Origin of the sequence: Halomonas sp., from assembly GCF_031581305.1 — a bacterium.
Classification (GTDB): domain Bacteria; phylum Pseudomonadota; class Gammaproteobacteria; order Pseudomonadales; family Halomonadaceae; genus Halomonas.
Genome location: NZ_JAVLBC010000063.1, coordinates 1 through 4,395, shown reverse-complemented (window position 1 = coordinate 4,395; position 4,395 = coordinate 1). Strand labels below are relative to the sequence as shown.

Here is a 4,395-nt window from a genome sequence, read left to right as displayed (position 1 = left end):
CGGGGCCTCGCGTTACCATAGCGGCCATTTCCGAACAGCAGAGTCCGCTTTCCCCATGAGTGCAGCTTCCGAGAAGACCCGCGTTCTCACCGGCATCACCACCACCGGCACCCCCCATCTGGGCAACTACGTGGGGGCGATCAAGCCCGCCATTGCCGCCAGCCAGGACCCGAACGTCCAGTCCTACTATTTCCTCGCCGACCTGCATGCGCTGATCAAGTGCCAGGATCCGCGCCGGGTGCAGGAGTCGCGCCTGGAGATCGCCGCTACCTGGTTGGCGCTGGGCCTGGATACCGACAACGCCATCTTCTATCGCCAGTCGGATGTGCCCGAGATTCCCGAGTTGACCTGGCTGCTCTCCTGCGTCTGCGCCAAGGGGCTGATGAACCGCGCCCATGCCTACAAGGCGGCGGTGGCCGAGAACGAGGCCGCCGGCAATCAGGACCCGGACAAGGGCATCACCATGGGGCTGTTTGGCTACCCGGTGCTGATGGCCGCCGACATCCTGATGTTCAATGCCAACAAGGTGCCGGTGGGCCGTGACCAGATCCAGCATATCGAGATGGCCCGCGATATCGCCGGACGCTTCAACCACCTCTACAAGGGGCAGTACTTCACCCTGCCCGATGCCGTGGTGGATGAGCGGGTGGAGGTCCTGGGCGGCCTGGATGGCCGCAAGATGTCCAAGAGTTACAACAACACCATCCCGCTGTTCGTCTCCGAGAAGAAACTGCAGAAGCTGGTACGCAAGATCAAGACCAACTCCCTGGAGCCCGGCGAGCCCAAGGATCCGTCGACCTGCACCCTCTTCCAGATCTACTCGGCCTTTGCCCCGGCCGACGAGACCGAGGCCATGCGTGCTGAATATGCCAATGGCATCGGCTGGGGCGAGGCCAAGAACCGCGTCTTCGAGCTGCTCAACGAACAGCTGCGCGAGCCTCGCGAGCGCTACCAGGCGCTGATGCAGGACCCCGGCCACATCGAGCAGGTATTGATCGAGGGGGCCGAGCGGGCCCGTGCCGAGGCGGCGCCCTTCATGGACCGCCTGCGCCAGGCTGCGGGGCTCGGGCGCTTCGTCTGATTGGCATCCGTGCCATGCCGAGATTGAGAGCGCCTCTGGGCGCCCGTTGTCGTCAGGGATGAATAATATTCTTTTTTGTTATTAATGATTTATTTTAAATGCTTTAACGTTTGTTTCTCGAGTCGTTAACATAGCGGCCACTGGGCTCCCTGCCCCTGACGACTTCGAGAGAGCACGCCATGAGTGAACTCGCCCTGACCCAACGCCCCCGACTCTCGGTCTCCGCCATGGCGGCCGGCACCCTGCTGCTGAGTGCCCTGGCTGTGGGCGCCGCCTTCGGCGCGCGCCTCGGTGTGCTGATGGTGGTGGGCGGTCTACTGGGCATGGTGCTCTACCATGCCGCCTTCGGCTTCACTGCCGCCTGGCGGGTCTTCATCACCGAGCGGCGTGGTCGCGGGCTGAGGGCGCAGATGGTGATGCTCACCCTCACCGTGCTGTTGTTCTTTCCGGCGCTGGGATCGGGCAGCCTCTTCGGCCAGTCGGTCTACGGCTTCGTGGCCCCCATCGGTATCTCCGTGGTGGTCGGCGCCTTCCTGTTCGGCATCGGCATGCAACTTGGCGGCGGGTGCGCCTCGGGGACCCTGTTCACCGCCGGTGGCGGCAACGCCCGCATGGTGATCACCCTGCTGTTCTTTGTGGTGGGTTCGGTGATTGGCACGGCCCATTTCACCTGGTGGCAGAGCCTGCCTGCCTTCCAGCCGGTGTCGCTGGTCAAGGCCGCCGGTACCGGGGGCGGGATCGCCATCAGCCTGGCGCTCTTCGCCGCGATTGCCGCCTTCACCCTGGTGATGGAGAGGCGCCGCCACGGCGAGCTGGAGCGGGCCCCGACGATCGATGCCGGCAACCGTCGCTGGCTCACCGGCCCCTGGCCGCTGCTGGCCGGGGCGGTGGCCCTGGCACTGCTCAACTTCGCCACCCTGGCGCTGGCCGGTCGCCCTTGGGGGATCACCTCGGCCTTCGCACTGTGGGGGGCCAAGGGCTTCGAGGCACTCGGCGGCAACGTCAGCCAGTGGGGCTACTGGCAGTCCTCATGGAATGCGGCCGCCCTGGAGGCCACCATCTGGCGCGACATCACCAGCGTGATGAACATAGGCATCCTGCTCGGGGCACTGGTGGCGGCCTCGCTGGCCGGCAAGTTCGCTCCCAATTTCCGCATCCCGGCCCGCTCGGTCCTGGCTGCGGTGATCGGCGGTCTGATGCTCGGCTACGGGGCCCGCCTGGCCTTTGGCTGCAATATCGGCGCCTACTTCAGCGGCATCGCCTCCGGCAGCCTGCATGGCTGGGTGTGGCTGGTGGCTGCCTTCGCCGGCAACATGCTCGGGGTGAAGCTGCGGCCCTTCTTCTTCGAGGGTCGGGCAGGCCGGCTGCCCACGGCGAAGGGGTGCTGAGCCGCGTCACCGCCCGTATCATAATAGGCAGCGCCCCGGCCCCAGGCCGGGGCGCCGTCGTTTGCGGCGTGCTAGAGTTGGCGGCAAGGTGCCGACAGAGCGCCAACGGCCCGTTTCAGTCACCGTATCGAGGCGAGAGATGACCATCGACCAAAAGCGCCCCCTCTACATCCCCTATGCTGGCCCACCGCTTCTCGAGATGCCGCTGCTCAACAAGGGCAGCGCCTTTACCCGCGAGGAGCGTCTGGAGTTCAACCTGATCGGCCTGCTGCCGCAGAATGTGGAGACGATCGAGGAGCAGGCGGAACGAGCCTATCGCCAGTACAGGCAGTGCCAGAATGACCTGGACAAGCACATCTACCTGCGCGCCATCCAGGATGATAACGAGACCCTCTACTACCGGCTGGTCTCGGAGCACCTCGAGGAGATGCTGCCGATCATCTACACCCCCACGGTCGGCAAGGCGTGTGAGGAGTTTTCCAACATCTACCGCAACCACCGCGGGCTGTTCATCGCCTACCCGGACCGCGATCGCATGGATGACATCCTGCGTAGCTCCACCAAGGACAAGGTCAAGGTGATCGTGGTCACCGACGGCGAACGCATCCTGGGGCTCGGTGACCAGGGCATCGGCGGCATGGGGATTCCCATCGGCAAGCTGGCGCTCTATACCGCCTGCGGCGGCATCAGCCCGGCCTACACCCAGCCGATCATGCTCGACGTGGGGACCAACAACCAGGCGCTGCTCGATGATCCCATGTACATGGGCTGGCGCCACCGGCGCGTCTCCCAGGAGGAGTACGATGCCTTCATGGCGGAGTTCATCGCCGCGGTGAAGCGCCGCTGGCCCGGGGTGCTGCTGCAGTTCGAGGACTTCGCCCAGGCCAATGCCCTGCCGCTGCTCGACCGCTATCGCGACGAGCTCTGCTGTTTCAACGACGACGTCCAGGGGACTGCCTCGGTGGTGGTAGGCACCCTGATGGCCGCCTGCCAGGCCCGCGACGAGGGCATCGGCCAGCAGAAGGTGGTATTCGTGGGGGCCGGGTCGGCCGGCTGTGGCATCGCCGAGCAGGTGGTGGTGGCCATGCAGACCGAGGGCCTGACCGAGAGAGAGGCGCGTTCGCGTATCTACATGGTCGACCGCGAGGGGCTGGTCACCTCCGAACAGGCCTGGCTGCGCGACTTCCAGGGCCGCCTGGCCCACGCCCCCGAGATGGTGGCCGACTGGGATGGCCAGTCGCTGCTGGAGGTGATGAGGCGGATCAAGCCCACGGTGCTGATCGGAGTCTGCGGCATGCCGGGTATCTTCACCGAGGAAGTGGTGCGCGCCATGCATGCCGGCTGCGACATGCCGCTGATCATGCCGCTCTCCAATCCCACCTCGCGGGCCGAGGCCGTGCCGGAGGACGTGATCCGCTGGACCGACGGTCAGGCCCTGGTGGCCACGGGTAGCCCCTTCCCGCCGGTGGAGTACGGCGGCCGCAGCATCCCCATCGCCCAGTGCAACAACGCCTACATCTTCCCCGGGATAGGCCTCGGTGTGGTGGCTGCCGGGGCAAGGCGCGTTACCGACGCCATGTTGATGGCCTCGTCCCGGGCGCTGGCCCGCGAAGCGCCGCTGGTCAAGCAGGGGAAGGGAGCGCTGCTGCCTCCGCTCTCCAAGATCCGCGAGCTCTCCAAGGCGATTGCCTTCGACGTCGCCGCCCAGGCCCAGGGCGAGGGTGTGGCGCTGAAGACCAACGGCATCAAGCTGCGCGAGGCCATCGAGCGCAGCAGCTGGACGCCGGCGTATCGGCGCTATCGCCGTCGTTCGTTCTAGGCAACGAGCCACGGGCTTCGAGCCACGAGCAGCAGGGCAGGGGTGACATCCTGCCCGCAGCCCGCAGCCCGCAGCCCGCAGCCCGCAGCCCGCAGCCCGCAGCCCGC

At 66.2% G+C, this 4,395-nt stretch carries 3 protein-coding genes; all 3 read left to right on the top strand.

The features are described from left to right. Positions 1-55 precede the first annotated feature (55 nt). The 3 genes from RI841_RS07195 (at position 56) to RI841_RS07185 (ending at position 4,288) form a co-directional block, all read left to right on the top strand. Positions 56-1,081 carry a tryptophan--tRNA ligase gene (locus tag RI841_RS07195; RefSeq protein ID WP_310704912.1) on the top strand — a complete coding sequence of 342 codons (1,026 nt, stop codon included), beginning with the start codon at positions 56-58 and terminating at the stop codon, positions 1,079-1,081. 227 nt (positions 1,082-1,308) lie between these two features. Continuing rightward, entirely contained in the window at positions 1,309-2,469 is a 1,161-nt protein-coding gene (locus RI841_RS07190; protein ID WP_310704923.1) for a YeeE/YedE family protein, read from the top strand. Between the two features lie 139 nt (positions 2,470-2,608). Further along, complete coding sequence (locus tag RI841_RS07185; protein WP_310704911.1) at positions 2,609-4,288, top strand: NAD-dependent malic enzyme; 1,680 nt, start codon at positions 2,609-2,611, stop codon at positions 4,286-4,288. The last annotated feature ends 107 nt before the right edge of the window (positions 4,289-4,395 follow it).

Coding starts and splice junctions, on each gene's coding strand:
- RI841_RS07195 (WP_310704912.1), top strand. CDS start 56: ATGAGTGCAGCTTCCGAGAAGACCCGCGTTCTCACCGGCATCACCACC.
- RI841_RS07190 (WP_310704923.1), top strand. CDS start 1,309: ATGGCGGCCGGCACCCTGCTGCTGAGTGCCCTGGCTGTGGGCGCCGCC.
- RI841_RS07185 (WP_310704911.1), top strand. CDS start 2,609: ATGACCATCGACCAAAAGCGCCCCCTCTACATCCCCTATGCTGGCCCA.